This is a genomic window from Desulfobacter sp., from assembly GCA_028768525.1.
Lineage (GTDB): Bacteria > Desulfobacterota > Desulfobacteria > Desulfobacterales > Desulfobacteraceae > Desulfobacter.
The window spans coordinates 5,203,895-5,223,692 of the sequence record CP054837.1; the positions used below are offsets into that span (position 1 = coordinate 5,203,895).

General features: G+C 50.7%; 19 protein-coding genes and 1 tRNA gene. 8 read left to right on the plus strand and 12 right to left on the minus strand.

Annotated features, from left to right (window positions below; genetic code table 11):
* Positions 1-9 precede the first annotated feature (9 nt).
* Positions 10-1,512 (plus strand): hypothetical protein, encoded by a 1,503-nt coding sequence (locus tag HUN04_22880; GenBank protein WDP92411.1) that lies wholly within the window; start codon positions 10-12, stop codon positions 1,510-1,512.
* Between the two features lie 491 nt (positions 1,513-2,003).
* On the opposite strand, the gene HUN04_22885 is transcribed toward HUN04_22880, so the two are convergent.
* The 3 genes from HUN04_22885 to HUN04_22895 are packed head-to-tail and all read right to left on the minus strand — an operon-like array spanning position 2,004 to position 4,407.
* Positions 2,004-2,222 (minus strand): hypothetical protein, encoded by a 219-nt coding sequence (locus tag HUN04_22885; GenBank protein WDP92412.1) that lies wholly within the window; start codon positions 2,220-2,222, stop codon positions 2,004-2,006.
* On the minus strand, positions 2,222-2,971 hold the full coding sequence (locus HUN04_22890; GenBank protein ID WDP92413.1) for an ATP-binding protein: 750 nt from the start codon (positions 2,969-2,971) through the stop codon (positions 2,222-2,224). The genes HUN04_22885 and HUN04_22890 overlap by 1 nt, the downstream gene beginning before the upstream one ends.
* On the minus strand, positions 2,968-4,407 hold the full coding sequence (locus HUN04_22895) for an IS21 family transposase (GenBank protein WDP93380.1): 1,440 nt from the start codon (positions 4,405-4,407) through the stop codon (positions 2,968-2,970). The genes HUN04_22890 and HUN04_22895 overlap by 4 nt, the downstream gene beginning before the upstream one ends.
* Before the next feature lie 228 nt (positions 4,408-4,635).
* Here HUN04_22895 and HUN04_22900 point away from each other — a divergent pair, with 228 nt between their 5' ends.
* The 3 genes from HUN04_22900 (at position 4,636) to HUN04_22910 (ending at position 8,134) form a co-directional block, all read left to right on the plus strand.
* Positions 4,636-6,237, plus strand: a complete 1,602-nt coding sequence (locus tag HUN04_22900; GenBank protein WDP92414.1) for a ParB/RepB/Spo0J family partition protein — start codon at positions 4,636-4,638, stop codon at positions 6,235-6,237.
* Positions 6,238-6,523: 286 nt separating this feature from the next.
* A complete protein-coding gene (locus tag HUN04_22905) occupies positions 6,524-6,841 on the plus strand; it encodes a hypothetical protein (GenBank protein ID WDP92415.1) in 318 nt (105 codons plus the stop codon).
* 198 nt (positions 6,842-7,039) lie between these two features.
* On the plus strand, positions 7,040-8,134 hold the full coding sequence (locus HUN04_22910) for a site-specific integrase (protein WDP92416.1): 1,095 nt from the start codon (positions 7,040-7,042) through the stop codon (positions 8,132-8,134).
* Between the two features lie 16 nt (positions 8,135-8,150).
* On the opposite strand, the gene HUN04_22915 is transcribed toward HUN04_22910, so the two are convergent.
* From HUN04_22915 to HUN04_22940, 6 genes are all read right to left on the minus strand, one after another.
* A tRNA-Leu gene (locus HUN04_22915) sits at positions 8,151-8,237 on the minus strand.
* Positions 8,238-8,324: 87 nt separating this feature from the next.
* The gene (locus tag HUN04_22920) at positions 8,325-8,972 is read right to left on the minus strand and encodes a threonylcarbamoyl-AMP synthase (protein ID WDP92417.1); all 648 of its coding nucleotides are present in this window, start codon (positions 8,970-8,972) and stop codon (positions 8,325-8,327) included.
* Positions 8,965-10,728 (minus strand): phosphoribosylamine--glycine ligase, encoded by a 1,764-nt coding sequence (purD, locus tag HUN04_22925; protein ID WDP92418.1) that lies wholly within the window; start codon positions 10,726-10,728, stop codon positions 8,965-8,967. The genes HUN04_22920 and purD overlap by 8 nt, the downstream gene beginning before the upstream one ends.
* On the minus strand, positions 10,725-11,696 hold the full coding sequence (locus tag HUN04_22930) for a D-alanine--D-alanine ligase (GenBank protein WDP92419.1): 972 nt from the start codon (positions 11,694-11,696) through the stop codon (positions 10,725-10,727). Before HUN04_22930 ends, purD begins: the two co-directional genes overlap by 4 nt.
* Before the next feature lie 54 nt (positions 11,697-11,750).
* The gene (locus HUN04_22935; GenBank protein WDP92420.1) at positions 11,751-12,254 is read right to left on the minus strand and encodes an SHOCT domain-containing protein; all 504 of its coding nucleotides are present in this window, start codon (positions 12,252-12,254) and stop codon (positions 11,751-11,753) included.
* Positions 12,251-12,622 (minus strand): DUF1992 domain-containing protein, encoded by a 372-nt coding sequence (locus tag HUN04_22940; GenBank protein ID WDP92421.1) that lies wholly within the window; start codon positions 12,620-12,622, stop codon positions 12,251-12,253. Before HUN04_22940 ends, HUN04_22935 begins: the two co-directional genes overlap by 4 nt.
* 226 nt (positions 12,623-12,848) lie before the next feature.
* Here HUN04_22940 and HUN04_22945 point away from each other — a divergent pair, with 226 nt between their 5' ends.
* Together HUN04_22945 and fusA are read left to right on the plus strand one after the other, a co-directional pair.
* Complete coding sequence (locus HUN04_22945) at positions 12,849-13,400, plus strand: GerMN domain-containing protein (protein WDP92422.1); 552 nt, start codon at positions 12,849-12,851, stop codon at positions 13,398-13,400.
* A 31-nt stretch (positions 13,401-13,431) separates the two neighbouring features.
* On the plus strand, positions 13,432-15,465 hold the full coding sequence (fusA, locus tag HUN04_22950; GenBank protein ID WDP92423.1) for an elongation factor G: 2,034 nt from the start codon (positions 13,432-13,434) through the stop codon (positions 15,463-15,465).
* Positions 15,466-15,513: 48 nt separating this feature from the next.
* Here fusA and HUN04_22955 read toward each other — a convergent pair whose 3' ends face one another.
* The 3 genes from HUN04_22955 to HUN04_22965 form a co-directional block, all read right to left on the minus strand.
* A complete protein-coding gene (locus HUN04_22955; GenBank protein WDP92424.1) occupies positions 15,514-16,929 on the minus strand; it encodes a M48 family metalloprotease in 1,416 nt (471 codons plus the stop codon).
* 27 nt (positions 16,930-16,956) lie between these two features.
* Entirely contained in the window at positions 16,957-17,499 is a 543-nt protein-coding gene (locus HUN04_22960; protein WDP92425.1) for a DUF3334 family protein, read from the minus strand.
* A 198-nt stretch (positions 17,500-17,697) separates the two neighbouring features.
* Positions 17,698-18,003, minus strand: a complete 306-nt coding sequence (locus HUN04_22965) for a hypothetical protein (protein WDP92426.1) — start codon at positions 18,001-18,003, stop codon at positions 17,698-17,700.
* Here HUN04_22965 and HUN04_22970 point away from each other — a divergent pair.
* Together HUN04_22970 and hydG are read left to right on the plus strand one after the other, a co-directional pair.
* Positions 18,002-18,253, plus strand: coding sequence for a hypothetical protein (locus HUN04_22970; protein ID WDP92427.1), 252 nt, complete (start codon positions 18,002-18,004; stop codon positions 18,251-18,253). The two genes, HUN04_22965 and HUN04_22970, sit on opposite strands and share 2 nt — an antisense overlap.
* A 141-nt stretch (positions 18,254-18,394) precedes the next feature.
* Positions 18,395-19,789 (plus strand): [FeFe] hydrogenase H-cluster radical SAM maturase HydG, encoded by a 1,395-nt coding sequence (gene hydG, locus HUN04_22975; protein WDP92428.1) that lies wholly within the window; start codon positions 18,395-18,397, stop codon positions 19,787-19,789.
* The last annotated feature ends 9 nt before the right edge of the window (positions 19,790-19,798 follow it).

Consider the following 19,798-nt stretch of genomic DNA (forward strand, 5'->3'; position numbering starts at 1 on the left):
GAATTTCAAATGGTTGATATGAAAACTCACAATTCACTTTTCCCTTTCAACTGTGAAAATAAAGAATGCCAGAAGGAATATGACCTTGATCAATTTTCTGATGTCGTTTTGCTTTGGGGATACATTTATCTGATAGCAGAAGAGTATGAGGCCGGAATTGTTGGGCTCACTTGCCCAGAATGCAGGAAAACAACATTGAAAAAGTTGCCAGGTTATATGGCTATGCAGAGCCTTATAGTTCTTCGAAAAAAATGTTTGGATAAATACCAGGAAAAAGCATACATTTTAAAACCGGAACTCAAGCACTGTATTTACTTTTCAGCACATCACCTGGTTGCTTCTAATTTGATTGATGCTTTACCCAGACTCAAAGATAAAGGTATTGAATATTCTATCCCTTCAGAGTTGGAATTGAATGAGTATTCTGAAACACTACGAGCCAAAAATCCTTTTGTCGTTTCTGAAAACGAAATTCCGTTGATCCTGGAGATTGAGAACGAAAACGGATTCAAGTCGTTTCCTAGGGCGGTTCCATCAACGTCAATTTATATGAATTTGGATAAACTCTATCTGGATAACGAGTATGAGTATATTAATCTCATTTTGAACAGAGATCTAATTAGGCCCAACACTCAAGAGGACGTTGACCATATTTCAGAGTACAACAGTAGCCCAGTTAAAACCAATGACCTTTCATTAGATGAGTTCAATGGATTTCAATGCAACCATCTATCATGGAAACGCAAGTCATTTCAAAATAACCTGGATGATTTTCTGAGTGCGATACCAGCGGTAAGGAACAGTATCGATTGTGAACTTACATACAGGAATCAATTGATAAATAAATACGCCAGGAAATTCTATTATCAGACCAGGACAATTGAGGAACAGAAATTCGAAAACAAAGAACTCCAGGAAATTGAAGCCTTTGGTTTAGAAAAAATTATCGGTGTTGATTTCTCTGAAATGGACTCCCCTGTTCCCATTAACTCAATGCATGGTGGGCAATTGATGGAAAAATGGGAGATGGATGCCTTCAGTATAATCGATCTAATCAAACACAATGGACTTGTTGCCTATGACAGCGTTTATTCAGTACACATAAATAAAGATTCATTTCATCCAGCCTTGGTAGCTGAACTGACAACCGGAGATCTGGAACAACAAAAAGTCTCTATGCAAAGATTACGGTTCGATCCTTCAAATGTTAAGAATTATGAACAGCACCATCCTGAAATTCTAACGGCAGCGACTCTAAAAGCACCTCAATTCAACATTAATGCACCCTCAGAAAAGACGCCAAAAGAGATGGCAATAGAGCTTTGTAGAGCTGCGGCACAAAAACTTGTAGACCAATCTCCCGAAATTACTTTGCCTGCGATACTCAAAAATCATGAGTTCAAAAAAAGCTATAGGGGAAAAGAAGACCATATTCCGACCAGTGACAGTGGATGGAGAAACTGGCTAAAAGGTATCTACAATTCTCAAAAAGGGCGTAAAAAAGGGTCTTGATTCCCACCCAAATTATAATTTCATTGTAGTTAAACGCTAAACAAACCACGAAACCTGAAATCCCAACTACTTCCCGCTTGGATTTTTTCCTTTCCAAACAGCCTGTTAGAAGAAACAAACCGCAAATAAACTGTTGCGGTTTATCTGTAATTTTATTCACAAATTCTTTCCGTTATTTTCCTCTTTGATCAACGACAAATATTTTTTTCCTTCAACGACAATTAAAACTCCCGTTCCCCAACCTGCGTAACCATTTAATTTCATTAAAAAATACTTGCAAAACAATTCTGATTATGTTTTTTAAGACCATCCTTCCGGAGGATAAGGCTATGCTGGAGAGCAACCTGAGCGCCGAGAAGGTGACTGAAGTATGAGGGGCCGTATTTTCCACGTACGGCCTTTCGCTTTTTGCTCTCATACTTTGGTCTATAATGCGCTAAACTCCGGGGGTTTGGGGGCTGGCCCCCATTATAATCCGGTAAAAAGTCCTTTTAATTACCATCACAAAACCCGGTTCTTCCATGGGTTAAGCCCTCTATCGATAGTATCCGTCCGATAGTGCTTGCTGACGGCATTGGTTCAATATTTTCCGCTTCCATCTCCTTGCTGATAGCACCGGCACCGCAGTTCAGGCCTCGATTGTATAAATCCAGTCGGATCATTTTAATAATCTCAACAATCTCCTGCCTGGTATATCTGGTCTCGATCATTATTCGGCCTCCATTTTAGCCTGTTCCATGCGATAGCTTTCCACATTCAATTCAAGGATGATACTGTGATGAACGAGTCTGTCGATGGCTGCTGCCGTTGTCATAGGGTCCTTAAAAATCTGTTCCCACTTAGAGAACGGAAGATTGCTCGTGATCATCAGGCTGCCCTGTTCATACCGTTCCGCCAAAAAGGTAAACAGCACTTCCATTTCTCCCCGGCTTTGTTGGACATACCCAATGTCATCTATAATCACAGCATCAAACCTGGAGAGGGATTTGAGTTTTTTGGTTAGCTCAAGATCCCTTTTGGCAATCAGCAGATCCTGGACGAGCTGACTGCATGAGATAAAAAGAACCTGCTTACCCTTTGCAATTAATTCATGGCCAATGGCACAGAGCAGATGGGTTTTCCCGCTACCCGGATTACCAAAGGCCAGGATGTTTTCACAGCGCTCTAAAAAAGCGCCGTTGACCAGGACACTTAAATGATTGGCAACCTTTAAGGGGAGGCGCTTTTTATCAAAATTCTCAAATGTCTTGGAAGATGGCAACTTGGATGCCCTCAGGTTACGTGATATCCGGTTCTGCCAGCGGACTTCGCATTCGAGACTCAACAATTGTAAGAGGTACTTTTCATATCCCCATGCCTCCGCCCTGGCCTGATCCGCCATTTCTTCATAACTGCGGCGCATGGTCGGCATATGGAGGCTTTTAAGATTGGTGTCTATCTGATCCCGATCATTGATCATGCCGCCACCCCCTTGAGCAATTGGTCATAACGAGTCAAATCAACTGCCTGGATATGAACATCATCCGGCCTGCTGACAGAGGCGTTGGACTCAATAAGGCGTTTAACAGCCTCTTTGCTGATTTCCTGATCCTCGTTTATTAGAACCATCAGGGCGCTGTCTACTGCCACCTCGCTTGTCTTTGCTGCCAGGTATAATATTTTCAGATACCTTGCTGCTGAGCTTTTAACGGTATAACGCTTTCTTAAATGATCGTAGGCAATCCGGAACCGGCTGGTGGGGAACATGGCATTACGATAACGATAATTTTCAAATGCCCCCGGTTTTTTGACCAGGCTGTCAATGATATGCCGGTAATTGATTTTATATTTGCCCTCACCCCGCAACCTTGGCAAAGTATCGACCTTTCTCTGGCCGTACCAGACCTCCAGGCATTCCATGTAGAGGCGGACCTGGATATTTTCTCCTATGAGCCTGCTGTCTACAGAGTAAACGTTGTGATTGACCCGAATGGTACTGCTGGGACCAACCTTTAAATCCATCTTTTTACATGCATCAAGCCGGCGTTTGGGCAACCGGTGTAGGAGATCCAGTTCTTGTGTAAACCGTTTCCTACGACCGGCATTTAGCTGTGCGAACAGTTTGGCCAGGAACAAGTCATATTCTTCCCGGTCTTTAAAATCCCGGTGTCCTCTCAGCATCAGGGCCTGGTCAACGGCTTTTTTGAACCGATAATTGCGCTGCTCCACGTCTCCATTTTCATTGGGGCTGGCAGGGTTAGTTTTGCAAGGAATGATACCGTAATGGTCAACAAGATCCTGATACCTGCTGGTGAACTCCTCAGGGTGACTTACCTTGTTAACAGCGGATGTCAGACAATCGGTGCGATGTTGCTGCGGCACACCACCAAGTTCCCATAGGGCATTTTGCAGGCCCTGGCTCAGGCTTTCGAAACTCTCTGAAAAACAGACTGTACCTGTCTCCCAATTGGAATAGGTCAAAACAAAATGGTAGATCAGGTGGTCAAAAGGGACGCCGCCTATAGTGACGCCCAGTTTATCCATGTGGGTGAAGTCTGACTGGCATAATTCGCCAGGCTTATGAATTTGAGCAAAAAAGATTTCTTTGGGCGGCCCCTCTGTAGCACGCCATTGCTTTATTCTCCGTTGCAGGGTCCGTAATTGTCCATCGGCGAACCGGCCGGGGTGTCTGCGTTGCAAATCCTCAAACAGTGTCTTGGCCTCCAGACCTGGATTTATGGTCAACATGCCTTTGATACCATCCCAGGTCTCCTCAAACGGATCTTTGCGTGTGCGCCATGTATGATCCGTTTTGAGTTCACTCGGCAACTTCCCGTGTTCACGGTACTTTCGAGCTGTTTTTTCATCCATTCCAGCTTTCATTGCTGCTATCCCGAAACTCTTCTCTGACTGAATCAACTTGAACAACCTCCTCACTTGCTGGTCCGTTACCATCCAAATCTCTCCTTCTGTTCAATTTGGATGTTTCTACCATTTTTTTTGATTCTTAAATTTCGGGAATTTTAATTGTCGTTTGGCGGGAATTATAAATGACGCTGATCACCTCTTACGTTCTCCGCGGAACAAGAACAGAACCCGAAAGGGTGGCCACCCTCCACTAACTATTTTGATTGGAGGAAAACAATGAAAGAAGAAAACAACAAAAAGATTGAAACCTTACTGATCAGCTCCCTGACCAAAGACCCCAACCACTCCAGGCAAGACCTGGGAGACATAGAATCCCTGAAAGAAAGCATCAGAAAAGACGGACTCATAGTGCCCATCAACGTCAACAGAACCCAGGACGGTATTTGCTTCTACAATGACGGATGGAGAAGAATTGAAGCACTAAAAGCAATGGGTAAAAAGGAAGTTCTTTGCTTAGTCCATGACGGGTATGTGCCTGAGGATGCGGCCCATCAGTTTTATGTGATCAATAAAAAGCGCAAAGCACTCAATCCCATTGAGGAGGCGCTTCATATAAACATGATGAATACAACCTTTGGCCGTAGCTTCAGACATCTCGAAATCAAGGGATATGGCGATGCCACGACACTTTCAAGAAAGGCTCAACTGGTCAAGCACCCCGAAGAGGTACGGCAGCAAATTGCCGATGGAAAACTCTCCATGTCCCATGGGCTGGCGCTGCTTGACCTTTCAAGCGATGAAGAGCGGATCAATATGGCCAAACGTGCAGTTGACCAAGAATGGTCTGCCACCCTTCTGGAGAAGGCAATCCGGCGCTATCTTCTGGAAGATGAAAAGACCCCGGAAAAAAAGGTGTCAATCTCTGATGCAGATATCTCCGGAGTATATTTCAAAGATGCCAGAGATATGAGCGAGCAAGAGGACGGGTCTGTGGGCCTCATTTTTACCAGTCCTCCATACTTTCTGGGTATGGAATATGAACAGGGGTACTCCATTGATGATCACTGGGATAACATTGAGGCTGTCATGGCCGAATGCGCCAGGGTTATCATGCCAGGTGGAGTTGTCGCACTTAATCTCAATGACATCCACAATTTCAAAGGAAAAAAAGGGACTGATAAAAAAGCTCACTTGGAACTTACGGGGCATTTTTACCAAAGATTCCTCAAAAAGCATGGTGTGACTCTTGAGAGCCAGATCGTCTGGGCCAAAGCCCCTCATGCTTATTCAACGGATCGTTCTCGTGCATATGGCAAGGAGACCAAACACGCCGAGTACAAAATCATCAATCGACATGAATTCATATATCTCTTCCGTAAAGACGGAGAGCGTAAGATCCCGTCAGAAAAGGTAAACTTGGATTCAATTTTAACAAGAGAAGATTGGGCCAAATATATCCCGAGTGTATGGGATATCCCCCAGGTATGGAAAAGCGAGGGTCATCCTAATGTGTTCCCAGAGGAACTTGCCCGTCGTGTCATCAAGATGTTCTCATTCGTTGGGGAAATTGTCCTTGATCCCTTCCTTGGCAGCGGTACCACCATCAAAGTTGCCAGAGAACTGGCCCGTGAAGGTGTCGGTTATGAACGGGAAGCGGAACTCTACAAAGAAATCATCGCTAAAAAGTTGAAAGGGACTCTATCTGGAGAAGAGGGTGAGTCCTACGAATCTGTCTCCGAATTTGCCAAACGGCATATGGAGGAACTCGAGGCAACCCAACCTGAAAACACTGAGACTGAATATGCAGAAGAGGGGCGGGACTATAGCGCACTTGCGTTTGGCACAAAATCCACTGAAAAAGAGCTAAACCACGCTTAACCTTAATCAGAGGAGCGGGGGATTGCATATCCCCTGCGCCTCTCAAAACGGAGGAATGACAAGTGTCTTCAACTCTATGTGCCCAGACTGTGCCCAGAAAAAGACTTTACTCCATCAAAGAACTTGTCGCCCATATCGGGGCCACCGAATGGTTCTGGCGTAATCAAATCTGGGACGGACAACTACCATATGTCCAGGTCGGTCGGAAACAGTTCGTAGATCACCAGGATGTTGAAACTTTTATCGAAGAAAATAAACATAAAAATTAGAATAAGGAGAATATCTTATGGAAACTTTAATTATGAACAGTGAGAACGAAAAAATATTTAAACTCTATGCCGATGATGGCAGCGGGCTGGTGCAAGATCTGAATCTGGCCTATGCGTATTTGAATCTCATTGAGCAAAATTTCCAGGAATCAGGTGATGCTTTAGTCATTGGTGATAATTATGATCAGGATCTTTTACAAATGTATGAACCCGAACAGTTAAATGTGGTTTTATCAAAAATTCCTGCTGCTGAAATTAATTTCAGGGACAACCCCCATACTCTTTTGATGTTGAAAAATCTAAAAGAGATTATTGAAAAGCTCCTTGTTCAGTAGGATAGAGGTTAGGAATATAACTTTTGAGAATGCCCCTTGTTTATACAGGGGGCATTTTTCTTTCTTCTTGATCTAATAATTTTCAGATGGGATATTCAAAGGTACAAATCATGTTCTCCATGTCTAATTTCACTGGAGACATTGGGGGAGCATGTTTGTTCCATCTTGCGCCCGTCAAGGCAACGATGGAGGTATACTATGGGAAGCGTGTATAAACGTGGAAATGTTTACTGGATTAAGTACTACAGGCAGGGGAAGTGCTTTCGGGAAAGCTCAGAGAGCACCAAAAAGATGGTAGCAAAAAAACTTTTAAGCAGAAGGGAGGGTGAAATTGCCCAGGGGAAAATTCCTGGGGTGCAGTTTGAAAAGGTAAAATTTGAAGATCTGGCAGAAGGATTTTTACGAGATTACAAGATCAATCAGAAAAAGTCCTTGGTTAAGGCAGAAAGGAGTGTACGGCGCTTACAGACCCAGTTTGAAAATATGAGTGTGCCGCATATTACTACTCCCCGGATTAACACATACATTGAGGGTAGATTAAATGATGGTGCTGCAAATGCCACGATTAATCGAGAATTGTCTGCTTTGAAACGGATGCTGAGTATTGGGGCGCAGCAAACTCCACCACTTGTAGACAGGGTGCCACATATTAAATTGCTTGAAGAAAATAATGTACGGACTGGGTTCTTTGAGCATGGTGAATTTTTGGCGTTGAGGGATAATCTTCCAGCATATCTAAAAGGGGTTGCTACTTTTGGTTATAAATCTGGGTGGCGAGTTTCTGAGATTACCGGATTGAAATGGTCCAATGTGGATCTGGGGAAGAGGGTGGCCTGTCTGGAGATTGGTATGACCAAAAATAAAGAAGGTCGAACCATATATCTGGATGATGAACTCTTTGAGCTATTTCAGAAGCAGCGTGCAAAACAAAAAGATGGGAACAAGATTACCCCTTATGTATTTCCAAACCGGACCGGTGCTGGTCAGATTAAAGATTTCCGCAAGTCTTGGAAAACTGCATGCAAGGCAGCCGGAGTGGCTGGTTTAATTTTTCATGATCTGCGGAGAACAGCAGTGCGTAACATGGTTAGATCGGGTATTCCAGAAAGAGTTGCAATGATGATTTCAGGTCATAAAACCAGGGCCGTTTTTGAGCGGTACAACATCGTCAGCGAAGATGATTTAATGGTTGCCGCCCAGAAGCAGGAAGATTATCTGAAAAATCAGTTGGGCACAATTCCGGGCACAGTGGCCCAAATTCCAATAAAAAAGGCTTTCAACGAAAATCGCTGAAAGCCTTCTTGGAAGCTGGTACCGGAGGTCGGACTTGAACCGACAAGGGCTTGCGCCCGGAGGATTTTGAATCCTCTGCGTCTACCAATTCCACCACTCCGGCATGGAAGTCTATCTTTTAGTGGAAAAGATGGGATTTGTCAATACTATTTCTGCTGTGGTGGCCTTTGAAATTAAGGACGGGCAGGCATCAGAACCGTTTGGCGGAGTCAAACAGGGCCGCTGCCGGTACCGCGCCTTCCCGCAATAGGGCAGGGGGGGTACAGGTGACATCTGCTAGGGTGGAGCCGGGCCCTCCTTTTACCGGGCCTGCATCCAGAATGAGGCCGGCACTTGAGATTATTTCCGGCGGAAGTTCTTCCGGGCGGGTGCAGCCTGGTTGGCCGGAGGTGTTGGCCGATGTACCTGTGATGGGAAAATCCACTGCATTGACCAGGGCCCGGGCCACGGGGTGGCCGGGCAGGCGGATGCCGATCTTGCCGGTGCCTGCGGTGAGGCGGGGGGATATATGGTCTGCCGCCTCAAAGACCAGGGTCAGGTTGCCGGGCCAGAACCGGTCCATGAGCCGGCGGGCCTGGTCCGGGATGGTTTTCACCAGGGCAGGGAGGGCGGATGGGTCATTGATCAGGATCAGGACGGGATTATCCGCCGGCCGCTGCTTGATTTGAAATACCTTTTCCACGGCATCGGGGTTGAGGGCGTTGGCCGCCACCCCGTAAAGGCATTGGGCCGGAAAGATCACCACCCCGTTTCGGGCGAGTACCTTTCCGGCCCTTTGGATGGAGCCGGCATCCGGGCGGAGGGGATCCACCCGGATGATGTTGCCGCTATCAGGCAAAGGATTCGGCCTTTTTGGCGACCTTGTCCGCCATTTCTTTTTTGAATGCAGCCAGCTTTTCCGCCACGGCCGGATCGGATACACCGATGATCTGGGCGGCGGTGATGCCGGCATTATGGGCACCGGATTTGCCGATGGCCATGGTGGAGACGGGGATGCCGGGAGGCATCTGCACCGTTGCCAGCAGGGCGTCCAGGCCCTGGAGGGCCGAGGAATCAATGGGCACACCGAGAACGGGCAGGGTGGTGTGGGCAGCAATCACCCCGGCCAGGTGGGCGGCATGGCCGGCACCGCAGATGAGCACCTTGATGCCCTTTTCCCGGGCTTCGGTGGCCAGCTGGGAGGCTTTTTCCGGGGTCCGGTGGGCCGATGCCACGGTGACATAATAGGGGATGTCGAATTTTTTGAGCATGACCAGGGCCTTTTCCATCACCGGAAAGTCGGAGTCCGAGCCCATGATCACCCCTACCTGGGGAGGGACGGCCATCCGCTTCAGGGCCTTGGCGCCGATATCTTTTCTCATGAAGCAGTCTTTGAATGAGATTTTGCCGCAGGCCTCGTAGGCGGTGTTGATGGCCTCTTCAACCGTCTCGCCCAGGGAGGTGACTCCCAGCACCCGGCCGCCCGAGGCCACCACCTTGTCGCCCTCCATGGCCGTGCCCGCGTGGAATACCATGGTGTCCTTTACAGCGTTGGCCCCATCCAGCCCCGTGATTTCATGGCCGGTCTCATAGGAACCGGGGTAGCCCCCGGCGGAGATGACCACGCACATGGCGGCCCGGGGATCGATTTTAATACTGTGGTTGTGCAGGGTGCCGTCGCAGCAGGCTTCCATCAGGGGCACCAGGTCGTTTTGCAGCCGCATGAGGATGGGCTGGGTTTCGGGGTCGCCCAGGCGGGTGTTGAATTCCAGGACTCGTATTTTATCCTGATCCACCATGAGACCGGCATAGAGGAAGCCCTTGAAGGGGATGCCTTCCTTGGCCATGCCCTGGACCGTGGGAATCATCACCTCTTTCATGGCCTTGGTGCGCAGGAGGTGGTCCAGCACCGGGGCCGGGGAATAGGCGCCCATGCCGCCGGTGTTGGGGCCTTCGTCATTGTCGAAGATCCGTTTGTGGTCCTGGGATTCGGGCAGGGGCAGGACGGTCTTGCCGTCGGTGAGGCAGATGAAGGAAGCTTCCTCGCCGGCCAGGCATTCTTCCACCACCACCAGGGCCCCGGCGTCGCCGAAGGTGTTTTCGTTCAGCATGCCGTCTATGGCTGCTTCGGCCTCTTCAATGGTGGCACAGACAATCACGCCCTTGCCGGCGGCCAGCCCGTCGGCCTTGACCACGCAGGGGGCGCCCAGGGCCCGTGCATAGGTTTTGGCCTTGGCCGGATCGGTAAAGGCTTTGCCCTTGGCGCAGGCAATTCCGTATTTCTGCATATGGGTTTTGGAGAAGACTTTTGATCCTTCAAGCTGTGCGGCAGCTTTGGACGGGCCGAATATGGGCAGTCCTTTTTCTTCGAATACATCCACAATGCCAGCCACAAGGGGGGCTTCCGGGCCGACCACGGTGAGGTCAACGGCATTCTGCGCCGCAAATGCGGCCAGGCCGTCGATGTCATCGGCTTTGATCTCAACATTTTCAGCCAGACTCCGGGTGCCGGCATTGCCCGGTGCGCAGTAGATTTTGTCCACCATGGGGCTCTGGGAGATTTTCCATACCAGGGTGTGTTCACGTCCGCCGCTGCCTACAACGAGGATTTTCATTTAGCTCTCCTTAGATTTGTGCGTTTATTTTCTTCAATTGCAAGTTCAATGAGTGTGTCCAGCAGTGCTGAAAAGCTGTATCCGGCTTCCTTGGCCGATTGGGGGTAGAGGCTGGTGGCGGTCATGCCCGGGATGGTGTTGGTCTCCAGTACAAAGAGCTCACCCTCCCGCAGGATCATGTCCGTACGGGAATAGCCCTTAAGGAAGAGGGCTTTGTGGGCCCGCTTGGCCAGGTCCTGGACCCGGGCCGTGAGGTCCGCATCAATACGGGCCGGGCAGATCTCTTCGGTTTCCCCTGCCACATACTTGGCTTGGTAGTCAAAATATTCATGATCCTCCCCGGGAAGGATTTCAATCACGGGCAGCCCTTCAAGCTCCTGGTTGCCCAGGACCCCGCAGGTCAGTTCCAGCCCCTTGATATACTGTTCTAAAATCAGGGTGTCGTCGTGATCGAAGCCTTTTTTTATGGCCGTATCCAGATCCTTTTCCTCCTTGACAATGGTCATGCCCACGCTGGAGCCGGCGCATGCCGGCTTGACCACAATGGGAAGGCCCAGGGTTTCAACGGCATGGGGAATGGAAATGGTCCCGGTTTCAAAGTCATGGGTGTCGTATGACAAAAAGGCCGGTGTGGGGATACCGTTGGCCTGGTAAAGTTCCTTGGCCGTCAGTTTGTTCATGGCGGCGGCCGAACCCAGGACGCCGGCGCCCTGGTAGGGGATATCCAGCAGATCCAGCAGCCCCTGAACCGTGCCGTCCTCTCCGAAGGGGCCGTGGAGGATGATCAGGGCGGCGTCAATTTTCGGGGCGTCTGCCATCAGTTTTGGCAGATCGGATTTCGGGTCATACCGGGTGATCTCGTATTTGTCCTTGTCAAGGGCGTCAAACACCTGGTTGCCGCTGTTTAAAGAGACTTCCCGTTCCGTGGACACCCCGCCGGACAACAGGGCCAGCCTGATTTTTTTCATGGTTTTCTCCTTTGGGTTTGATGGCCGGGGCCGGCCCAGTTTGTATATTCCGGCTCAGCCCTGGATAATGTTTTGGCGTGCCGCCTCGAACTCTTCCCTGGTGATGAGGTTTTTTTCATAGAGGGTGTTGAGTTCCAGCATCTTCCGTTCAGCCCGGTCCACAGCATTTTCAATGAGCTTGGTCTGGGGATGTCCCGGGTCTCCGGGAACACCGGTCTGTTCCGGCAGCAGGTTGCCGGTCTGCCTGGCCTTGATTTCAAAGGAGGCAAAGCCGCCCAGGAGTCGGACTTCCACGGCCCGGTCCTGGAATTCGGGCATGCCGAGCACTTCGCTGAGGCTGGATGATGTGGTCCGCATGCGGCGGTAGATGATCCAGGCCACGGTGAGTACAAATAGTGCAATTCCCCCCATGATCCAGGGCAGGTAATGGTAGACCCCTTTGAACAGGACCACGGTGAGGCCGATGCCGGCCAGAAGAAATACGTGAAGCAGCAGAATGAAATAGGCTACAAATATATTTTTAAACAATCCGTCTTTATCTTTTTTGCGAATACTCATGAGATTTTTCTTATAAGGTTGGTTCTGTACCGGTCCCTGACCAGTGCGGCCGCCGGAGAAGGCCTGCGGACGCTGTCCAGTTTGACCAGCAGGTAGTTGAGTTTTTTGGTTAAGGTTGCTTTTTCAGGCGAGCCCTCATCCAGGCCGGCCATGAGGTCCCGGGTACGGGAGATTTTTTTTTTCAGTTCAATCTCCGGGGGCAGGAATCCGGCATTTTTTAGGATTTTGTGGGCCATGCGTAATTCTTCGGGCACATTGGCATCATCAAATTTCAGGGGGCGCCCCTGGCCTTTGAGGTTGTCAAAGCGGCCTTCTTTTTGTGCCTGCTTGATTCTTTCTTCAACAATGGCTTCAAATCCGGGAATCATTTTAACAATGCTGGCTCCTGGTGAAACGGTTGCGGATGTAGGCGGAATTACGGCCGGCCGTGCCGGGGTGTGTCTGCCTGTTTTAAGGCATTTGATTTTATTAAATAGTGCTTTTTTTTGCAAGGGGTTTTTCTTGGCGGCCATCTTGACACCCGGGGGGCAATACTGTATCAAATAGCATTTTAAATCTAAGAAATTAGGGCCTTTGCCCGTGGAAACCGTCTCCTTGGAAAACAACGCAAGATTGAATACAGGCCGGATACCCCTGATCCGGATATTTGTCATGGGGATTGCCCTTCTTACGGTGCTGGCGCCGGTATGGTGCCCCGCCCAGCAGGAAGATGCCCCCGTGGACCGGGCCCTGTTTGACGCTTTTTTGTATTTTACCGGGCCCGGCGGCAGCCATTTAACGGCGGAGAACAGGCATTTCCCGGCCGCTACAGACGCCCACCAAATGGGCCGGAACCTTTTGGAGGCCCTGGCGGCCGGCCCCTCACAGCCGGGGCTGCAGTCGGTTTTGCCCCAGGGCACCCGGCTGGGTGCCCTGTTTATTACAGGGCGGGGAGAGGCCTACGTGGATCTGGCCATGGAGACGGCGGGGCGTACAGATGCCCTGTCCGAATACCTGGCCGTATACGCTGTGGTCAACACCCTGTCCGTGAATATACCGGAAATAAAACGGGTTAAGATCCTGGTGAATGGGTCGGAGGCAGCCAGTTTGGGCGGCCATATCAGCCTGTCCCCGTTTTTTAAAACCAATATGCTGATTGTTAAATAAGCTGACATAAAAGAGACTAAGTATTAGAAAAATGAGCAAACAAAAAAATATATCCAAAATCAGAAACATCGGGATCATGGCCCACATTGATGCGGGCAAGACAACGGTGACCGAGCGCATCCTTTATTATACGGGACGGTCCCATAAAATCGGCGAGGTCCATGACGGCGAAGCCACCATGGACTGGATGCAGGATGAGCAGGACCGGGGGATTACCATTACCTCGGCCGTTACCTCCTGTGTATGGAAAGGGGCCAATATCCAGATCATCGATACCCCGGGCCATGTGGACTTCACCGTTGAGGTGGAGCGGGCCCTGCGGGTGCTGGACGGTGCCATCGGCGTTTTCTGCGCCGTGGGCGGGGTGGAGCCCCAGTCCGAGACCGTGTGGCGCCAGGCCGACCGTTACGAGGTGCCCAGAATGGCATTCATCAATAAGATGGACCGGACCGGGGCCGATTTTTTTGCGGCAATGGATTCCATCCGTGAAAAGCTGGGGGCAAACCCTGTGGCGCTTCAGGTGCCCACCGGCGCCGAAGACCGTTTTCGGGGTCTGATTGACCTGATCAATATGCAGCAGATTATCTGGGATGATGAATCCTTGGGGGCCGAGTATACGGCAGGGGATATTGATCCTGAGTTTGAAGACCTGGCCGCCGAATACCGGGACAAGCTCCTTGAAGCGGTTGCCGAAACCGATGACGAGATCATGGAAAAATACCTGGGAGAGGAAGAGATCACCGTCCAGGAACTCAAGGCGGCCATCCGGAAAGCCACCATCGCCAGGGAATTTGTGCCGGTGCTCTGCGGATCTGCATTGAAAAATAAAGGGGTTCAGCCCCTGTTGGACGCCATTGACTTCTACCTGCCCAGTCCCAAGGACATCCCGCCGGTCAGAGGCATCCACCCTGATACCGAAGAGGAACTTGAATTCCTGCCCGAAAAAAACGGTCCCCTGGCGGCCCTGATTTTCAAGGTTTCCATGATCGAAGGCCGCAAGCTTTCCTTTGCCAGGATTTATTCCGGCAGGATTGAGGCGGGTTCCGATGTATATAACCCGGCCCTTAAGCGCAAGGAGAAGCTGTCCAGGATCCTTAAGATGCATGCCAACAAGCGGGAACGGCTCAACGAAGCCTCTGCCGGCGATATTATCGGTATTGTGGGGCTCAAGAATTCCGGTACCGGGGAAACCCTGTGTTCACAGGATCAGCCGGTGTTCCTGGAAAAAATGGAATATGAAGATCCGGTGATCTCCATTGCCATTGAGCCCAAGACCCACGCCGACCAGGAAAAGCTGGATTCGGTGCTGGAAAAATTTCTCATTGAGGACCCCACCCTTAAAGTGAGCAAGGATGAGGAAACCGGCCAGACCATTCTCTCGGGCATGGGGGAGCTTCACCTTGAAATCATCATTTCAAGGATGGTCAAGGAGTTCAATACCAATGTCAATGTGGGCAAACCCCAGGTGGTCTACCGCGAGATCGTCACGGCGCCGGCCAAGGGCCAGGCCGTGTTTGAACGGGACATCCAGGGCAAATCCCATTACGCCGATGTCACGGTGGAACTCAATCCCCTGAAGCGCGGGGAAGGGGTGCAGTTCAGGTCGGAGGTCTCCGAGGACCAGATTCCCGGCGCCTATGTGCCGGCCATTGAAAAAGGCATCCGTGAAAGTCTTGAAGGCGGATATCTCAAGGGCTATCCCATGGTGGATGTGGAGATCGTGCTGGCCGGCGGCGCCTGTGAAGAGGGCAGAAGCTCAGAACTTGGATTCTCCGTCTGCGGGGCAATGGCCTGCAAGGAGGCGTTGAAATCAGCTAAAATCGGGCTGCTGGCACCCATAATGGATGTGGAAGTCTTTGTGCCGGACGCCAATATGGGTGATGCCATTGCCGATCTTAATGCCCGTGGCGGCAAGGTGGAATCCATCAATCCCAAAGGGGATATCCAGATCGTCAAGGCGGTTGTTCCCCTGGCAAGGATGTTCGGCTACTCCACGGCCCTGCGGTCCGCCACCCAGGGCAGGGGCACCTTTACCATGCAGTTCAAGAGTTTTGATACGGTATAGCGCGGCTGCCGAGCCATTACAGTGAATATATTCAGGGAAAGGGCGGGATCATCTCCGCCCTTTCCGTTTCTTTTTCTTTTCTTCCAGCGTTTTGAGTTTCTTTTCGGCCTTTTCCTTTAGTTTTTCATCTTCCAGGGTGTCAATGGCCCGTTTCAGGTGAAGGACGGCATTTTTTAAATTTCCTGTGTCCGCATAGTAAACACCCAGATAATAGCTGGACATGGGGGTGTCCTGGCGTTTTGCCATGATGTTGGCCATGTGGTAGTTGGCCTTTTCAAATCCGGGATTGTTTTTGGCCAGAAGCGACTGCAGTCCTGCTTCGGCTGCCGTCAATCTGCCGGTTTCTATTTGGGCCACGGATCTGTAATAGACCCCAAGATCTCCCATCACCTCGTCCCGGGTCACCCCTTCCAGTACGGAAATGGCCGAATCGTAGTCCCCTGACCGGATGTTCAGCCGCCCCAGTTCCAGCAGTACCATGGGGTCAAAGGGATCCTGTGACAGCGCTTTGTTGAGCAGGGCCCGGGCATCATCCAGGCGGCTGGTCCTGCCATAAAGTATGCCCAGGCCGTAGTTCAGGGCCCGGTTGTCCGGATTTTTTTCCAGCATCAGTGCCAGTTTTTCCATCTGGGTGTCGGGGGCGGCGTAGAGGCCGATGACCCGGTATTTCACCATCTGAAAGTCATAGTTGGGCGGCGGCGCAGGTTTATCCGCCGGTGGGGTGTAATCCTCCAGGATGCTGGCAAGGTGTGCGATACGGCTGCCCGTGCCCGGATGGGTTTTAAAGTAATCGGGGATGCCTTCCACGCCCTGGTAGTCGGACTGTCGGATTTTGTTCAGTGCCGATAGCAGTCCCCTGGGGTCGTAACCGGTTTTGGCCATGAAAAGCACAGCCTTCTGGTCGGCCTCTGTCTCGTTCTCCCGGGTAAAGGAAAGCATGGCCGACTGGCCGGCGGCCGCCGTTCCCAGAGTCAGTGCCTGGGCTGCTTCTCCGCCTCCGCCGGCGGCACCGACTAACACCCCTGCCAGCATGCCGGCAAGGCTGCCCATGGTGACCAGTTTGGCCCGGTCTATGGATTCGGAAACATGGCGGCTGGCGGCATGGGCCACCTCATGGGCCATGATTCCGGCAAATTCATCCATGGTATCCAGGGAGGCAATCAGCCCCCGGTGGATGAATATATTGGCCGCCGGGCTGGCAAAGGCGTTAAAGGACTCGTCATTGATCATGTTGAAGTCAAAGTGAAAGGGTTGGGGCGGCAGGCCGGCAATGATGTGCTGTCCCACGGTGCTGATCATTTTGGTGACCACGGGGTCATGGATGATCAGGCCCTGGTTTTCAATGATCTCCATGTATTCTTTTCCCAGTTTTTGTTCATCTGGAATGGAGATGGCAAAGGCCTGGGGGGGGGAAACAATACTCAGGGCCAGGCAGAGGGCGATGGCTGTTCTAAAGGATGTCATGGTTGGGTCTGTCTTTATCTTGTGATTTTATGATCCCGCTTGGATGAATTCTGCCTGTTCCATGGCAATTTCGATGCGGAAGCTATAGTTGCCGATTTTAAATGAAAGGCGTCTGTTTTCAGCGTAGTAGGCGTCAATGACCAGGGTGATGGCCGAGTTCAGGGTCAGGGCCTTGGGCTGGCCGATGACGGCGTTGAGGTCGAACTGCTCTTCCACGTCCCTTATGAGCTGTCCCATGAGCTGGTTGGTCAGTTCCCCAATGGTATCGGCCACCTCCGGCGCGGATATGGAGGCTGCCAGTTCCTCTTCCGGCATGCCCATGGTCAGCATGTATTTCTTATAGACCTCAAAGGCGGCATCGGCGCTGAAGTTAAGGATAACCAGTCCGATGTAATCCCCGTCAAATTGCACAAAGCAGGTCAGGTCCGGTTTCATGGAGACCTTGGGGATTTTCTGGATGGTTGATGAATAGGTGACTTGCTGGCCGGTGCTAGCTTCCAGGGTTTTCCTGGCCGTGGTCAAGAATGTTTTGGATATTTCATCAATTGACAGCGTACTGGCTGGTTTCATGGATTCTCCTTAAAGGCCGTATGGGGGTTGAAAGCGATACCGGTAGGGAATTATCAATAATCTGCCCTGAAATGTCAATTGATTATCAGGTTTCAGAAGAACTGATTTGTAACCTTTTGTACCGATGGCGGGCCTGCGGTCCCACAAATTATAGAATAAATGGGGCCGCAAAGGGCGTTGGAATGCTTCGACTGCGGCCTAATAAGCCTGGCCGCACCCAAGCACCCATGCCGCCTCCATGGTATAAAGCTTCAATGCCTCGCCGGCGGATATTGCTTCCCCTGGAGGCAGGGCGGTCTCCCCGGCGGTTTCCCGGGTGACTGCAGGAACCCCGCCCGCATCAATACCCGGGTGATTGGTGCCACCAACCGTCACCTTGAAACCCTGGAGGTTATTGTCTCCCACATCAGTCAGGTGCTTGGTATGACAGGGGGGCAGGGTCGAGGGGCGGGAAGGGGCGGCAGCGCTCTTGGATGTAAAGCCCTCCACCTTGAGGGGGCGCATGAAAAAATACGGCATTGCCTACGGGCGGAACTACAAAAAATCTGATGCTTTCCCCACCGCCGGGAAGGCGAAATGGTGCGCCTCTTTTACAGAAGACGGCCTGGATGATTCCGGGTCGAAACCGATATTTTTTCTGTTAAGCACCACAAAGCTATTGTGGTTTGAGTCAGATTATGCTTTATTCTCCGTTTTCCACAAGAATCCGCACACATCTTTGGCCTTTATCTCTATTTTTTGCAGCATATTATAATTTTTTAAAAAAAGTTGACCCAAAGTCGACTTTTAGTTGACTTTAGATCAACTCGGTCTGTAATATACCCAAATTAAAAAGTGAAAGAGAGCGGCAACGCAAATCAAACCGCCCAGTAATATATAAAGAAAGTACCAGTTTATGCCCCAGACCTATCCCAATTTTTTAGATTATTCCCGGATAGACCAGTTGACGCAGGTCTCTCCCCCGGATGACCAAAAGCTTGAGGCCATCCTTGATAAGGCAAAAGAGCTGAACGGGCTGGACCTTGAGGACGCGGCCGCTCTGCTTGCAGTTAAGGAAACCGGCCAGATTCGACGGATCATGGATACCGCCCGTTTCGTAAAACAATCCATCTACGGCAACCGTATCGTTATTTTTGCCCCCCTGTATATCGGCAACCATTGTGTCAATAATTGTCTTTACTGCGGTTTCCGCAAAGACAACAAGGAGATGAAGCGGGAAAAGCTTACCCAGGAGCAGATTTTCCAGCAGACCCGCCTGATGCTGAAACAGGGCCATAAGCGGATCGTTCTGCTTTTTGGTGAAGCCTATGACCTCTCATACCTTGAGAAATCCATTGAGACCATTTACAGCGTCCACGAAGGCCAGTCCAATATCCGCAGGATCAATGTGGAAGTGGCCCCCCTGGATGTGGACGGATTCCGGCGGCTCAAGCAATGCAATATCGGCACCTATATCTGTTTCCAGGAAACCTATGACCCCAAGCTCTATAAACATTACCATCCTTCCGGGCCAAAATCCGATTACGAATATCGGCTATTCTGCATGCACCGTGCCATGGAAGGGGGAATCGACGATGTGGGAATCGGGGCCCTTCTGGGACTGGCGGACTATAAAATGGAAGTCATGGCCATGCTCCAGCATGCCAAGGGGCTGGAAAATATGTTCGGGTGCGGCCCCCACACCGTGAGCGTGCCCCGCATTGAACCGGCCGACGGTGCCCCCCTGAGCAGCATGGTGCCCCATGCGGTCTCCGATGATGCCTTCCGCATTCTCATTGCGGTATTGCGAATGACCCTTCCCTACACCGGCATTATCCTCTCCACCCGGGAAAAGGCTGAGCTCCGCAGTGAACTCTTTCAATACGGGGTCAGCCAGGTCAGTGCCGGCTCCGCCACCTCCATCGGCGGGTACACCGAAGACCAGGACCGGGATAAGGACCAGGGCAGCCAGTTCGCCCTGGGTGACTGCAGACCGCTGGAAGAGGTGATCCGGGATCTGATCCAGATGGAATTCATTCCCTCTTTCTGCACCGGGTGCTACCGGAGGGGACGGGTGGGAAAAGATTTTATGGATCTTGCCAAACCCGGTCTGATCAAATCCTTCTGCCATCCTAACGGAATCATGTCCTTTGCCGAATACCTGGAGGATTATGCCTCCCCAGACACTCGGCAAAAAGGGTATGCCCTCATTGAGCAGATGCAGGCTAAAGAGCAAAGCCAGAAAATAAAGACCACGGTGGATAAGGCCGTTACCCAGATCCAATCGGGGAAAAGAGATCTTTTTATTTAGGACCAGACC